Raw genomic sequence first — 3,093 nt, 5'->3', positions numbered from 1 at the left:
GCCGGCCCCGCCGAGGCGGTCCAGGGCCTCCTGGATCTCGTCGATGCCCTCCAGCATCTCCTCGGCGTCCCCGAGGATCGACCCGTACATCGCGCCCATCAGGAACAGGCCCGCGCCGAAGCCGGCCAGCATGCCGCGGTGCAGCCGCAGGGCGAGGCCGAGCGGTGTGGCGAGCGCGTCGGAGGCCGTGGGCCTGCCCGGCCTCTCCGGACGCAGGCCCGCGCCCACGTCCCGCCGGGTGGAGAGCGCGAAACCCGCCGCCGCGCACACCGCCGCGAACCCCGCGCAGAGCAGCAGCGGCCACCAGCGGTCGTCGACGTACGGGTAGCTGCGCTGCACCCAGCCGATCGGGGACAGCCACGACAGGGCGCCGTTGCCGACGCTGTCGCCGGCGGCGCGCAGCACGTAGGCGAGGCCGACGACCGCGAGCGCCGTGCCGGACGCGCCACGCGCGTGCGCGGTGACCTGGACGGTGACCGCGGCGACGGCGGCGAAGACGAGACCGGCGGCGGCGTGGGCGGAGCCGTAGAGCAGCGAGCCCGCCGTGCCACCGTCCCCCAGCCCCGCGCCCGCCAGGCCGAGGGCCAGCAGCAGTGCCAGGACGAGGTTGGCCAGGACCGCGACGGACAGGGCGGCGGCGAGGTGGGCGTGGCGGCCCACCACCGTCGAGCGCACCAGCTCGGCGCGGCCGGTCTCCTCCTCGGCGCGGGTGTGCCGGGTGATGATCAGCACGCTCATGAGGCCGACGAGAACGGCCGTGAAGCCGAGCATCTGGTGGCTCAGCATGGAGCCGAAGCCGTAGTCGTCGAGGTAGTGGCGGGGGCCGGACATGGCGAGGCCGGCCGGGCTGTCCATGCTCCGGACGGCGTTCGCCCGGTCCTCCGGGGAGCTGTACAGCGTCCTGAGGCTGTCCGCCGTGGCGAGCGTGCCGAGGAACAGGGCCAGGATCCACACCGGGAGCCGGATCCGGTCGCGGCGCAGGGCGAAGCGGACCAGCGTCCGGGTCCCGGCCAGCGCGCCGCCGCCCGCGGCCGGTCCGGCGGGGGCCGGCGCCCCGGGGGCGGTGGTCGCGGCGGTCATCGAGGGTCTCCGCCCGTGTGCCGCCCGCTCGGGTCCTGCCCGCCCGTGCCGTGCCCGTCCATGCCGTGCCCGTCCATGCTGTGCCCGCCCGTGCCGTGCCCGTCGGCGGCGAGCTCGTCGCCGTAGTGGCGGAGCATCAGCTCCTCCAGGGTCGGCGGGTGGCTGACGAGGCTGCGGACGCCGAACTCGGTGAGCCTGCGGACCGCCGCGCCGACCTGACCGCCGTCGACGGCGAAACGCACCCGGCCGGTGGCCCCGTCGAGGATCCGCAGGTCGTGCACGCCGGGCAACCCGTCGAGACCGGTGACGGGCCGCTCGGTCTCCGCCTCGACGGTCGTACGGGTCAGATGGCGCAGCTCGCCGAGGGTGCCGGACTGGACGGTGCGCCCCAGCCGGATGATGCTCACCCGGTCGGCGAGCTTCTCCACCTGGGCCAGGATGTGGCTGGAGAGCAGGACGGTCCGGCCGGCCGCCTTGGCCTCGCCGATGACGTCCTGGAAGACGACCTCCATGAGCGGGTCCAGTCCCGCGGTCGGCTCGTCGAGCAGCAGCAGTTCGGCGTCGGAGGCGAGCGCGGCGACGATGGCGACCTTCTGCCGGTTGCCCTTGGAGTAGGCGCGGCCCTTCTTGGTCGGGTCCAGGTCGAAGCGCTCGACGAGCTCGGCGCGCCGCCTCCCGTCCAGGCCGCCGCGCAGCCGCGCCAGCAGGTCGATGGCCTCGCCGCCGGTGAGGTTCGGCCACAGCTCGACGTCGCCGGGGACGTAGGCGAGGCGGCGGTGGAGCTCCACGGCGTCCGCCCACGGGTCGCGGCCGAGCACCCGGGCGGTGCCCGAGTCCGCCCGCAGCAGGCCGAGCAGGACACGGAGGGTGGTGGACTTGCCGGACCCGTTCGGGCCCAGGAAGCCGTGGACCTCGCCGGACCCGACCTCCAGGTCGAGCCCGTCGAGCGCGCGCGTGCGGCCGAACGACTTGTGGAGTCCGGACACGGTGATGGCCTTCGTCATGCTTCGGAACGTACGCTTGCTTCATAAATTTGTGAAGATTAAGAACGGTGTGAATGCCGGATTAGACTGACCGGTACCGCTGAGCTGCGGATACGGAGACGCGGAGGCCGGCGGAACGTGCGGGGGCCGAGGGCGGAGAGGGTCGGATCATGACGGAGGAAGGGGCCGGGCGGCCGGAGCGGGACCCCGAGGCGGTCTCCCGGTTCGTGGAGCACTTCGCCGCCCAGCTGGTGGCGGCCGGAATGCCGCGCATGCCGGCCAGGGTCTTCGCGTCCCTGCTGGTCTCGGACACCGGGGCCAGTACCTCCGCCGAGCTGGGGGAGACGCTGCGGATCTCGCCCGCCGCGGTGTCCGGAGCCGTGCGCTACCTGGACCAGCAGCACCTCGTCTCCCGCGAGCGGGAACCCGGCTCACGCCGCGAGCGCTACCGCGTGCACGGCGATCAGTGGTACGAGGCCCTCACCAACCGCGAGGCCGTCATCCGGCACTGGCAGGACGCGCTGCGCGAGGGCGTCGCCAGCGTGGGTCCCGACACCCCGGCGGGCCTCCGGCTGGGGGAGACGCTGGCCTTCTTCGAGTTCGTGGAGAAGGAGATCGAGACAATCATGAAGCGGTGGCGGGTCCATAGGGACGAGACCTTCGGCGGCGCCTGACCCGGGCCCGGCGTCGAACCGGCCGTCGTGCGGCACCGGCCGTCGGGTGCCACCGGCCCGTCGGGTGCCACCGGCCCGTCGGCGGCGCGCCGACCGGCCGCGCGACACCGGCCCTTCGCGGCGCACCGGTCCTTCGCGGCGCACCGGTCCTTCGCGATGCACCGGCCCGTCGTGTGACACCGGTCCTTCGCGGCGCACCGGCCCGTCGCGTGACACCGGCCCGTCAGGGGCACCGCGGCTCACACCGGCAGCGTCAGCCCCCAGGCGTCCTCCCGGGCCGTCCACGTCCGGGTGCTCACGGGCCCCGACACCAGGGCGTCCGCGCGGTAGCGGAAGTGCGCCCCCGACACCGTCAC

The 3,093-nt window shown here is 74.6% G+C and carries 3 protein-coding genes and 1 pseudogene; 1 reads left to right on the top strand and 3 read right to left on the bottom strand.

The genetic code is table 11. From position 1 onward, the window contains the following. Positions 1 to 1,080, bottom strand: a 1,080-nt coding sequence (locus tag AOK18_RS20745) for an ABC transporter permease (protein ID WP_055695343.1), incomplete at its 3' end; no start/stop codon positions are given. Continuing rightward, on the bottom strand, positions 1,077 to 2,084 hold the full coding sequence (locus AOK18_RS20740) for an ABC transporter ATP-binding protein (protein ID WP_167738717.1): 1,008 nt from the start codon (positions 2,082 to 2,084) through the stop codon (positions 1,077 to 1,079). The genes AOK18_RS20745 and AOK18_RS20740, both read right to left, overlap by 4 nt. A gap of 149 nt (positions 2,085 to 2,233) precedes the next feature. On the opposite strand from AOK18_RS20740, the gene AOK18_RS20735 reads away from it, so the two are divergent. Beyond that, a complete protein-coding gene (locus AOK18_RS20735) occupies positions 2,234 to 2,737 on the top strand; it encodes a GbsR/MarR family transcriptional regulator (RefSeq protein WP_055695342.1) in 504 nt (167 codons plus the stop codon). 239 nt (positions 2,738 to 2,976) lie between these two features. On the opposite strand, the pseudogene AOK18_RS34520 reads toward AOK18_RS20735, so the two are convergent. Continuing rightward, positions 2,977 to 3,093 (bottom strand): annotated as a pseudogene (locus AOK18_RS34520) (diacylglycerol kinase); the annotation flags it as partial.

Origin of the sequence: Streptomyces prasinopilosus, assembly GCF_001419695.1 — a bacterium.
GTDB lineage: Bacteria > Actinomycetota > Actinomycetes > Streptomycetales > Streptomycetaceae > Streptomyces > Streptomyces prasinopilosus.
The sequence above is the reverse complement of the archived record's forward strand: the minus strand, read 5'-3'. Positions and strand labels throughout refer to the sequence as shown.

Bases quoted from the DNA above. Each gene is read 5' to 3' on its own strand.
- AOK18_RS20740 (WP_167738717.1), bottom strand. From the start codon at position 2,084: ATGACGAAGGCCATCACCGTGTCCGGACTCCACAAGTCGTTCGGCCGC.
- AOK18_RS20735 (WP_055695342.1), top strand. From the start codon at position 2,234: ATGACGGAGGAAGGGGCCGGGCGGCCGGAGCGGGACCCCGAGGCGGTC.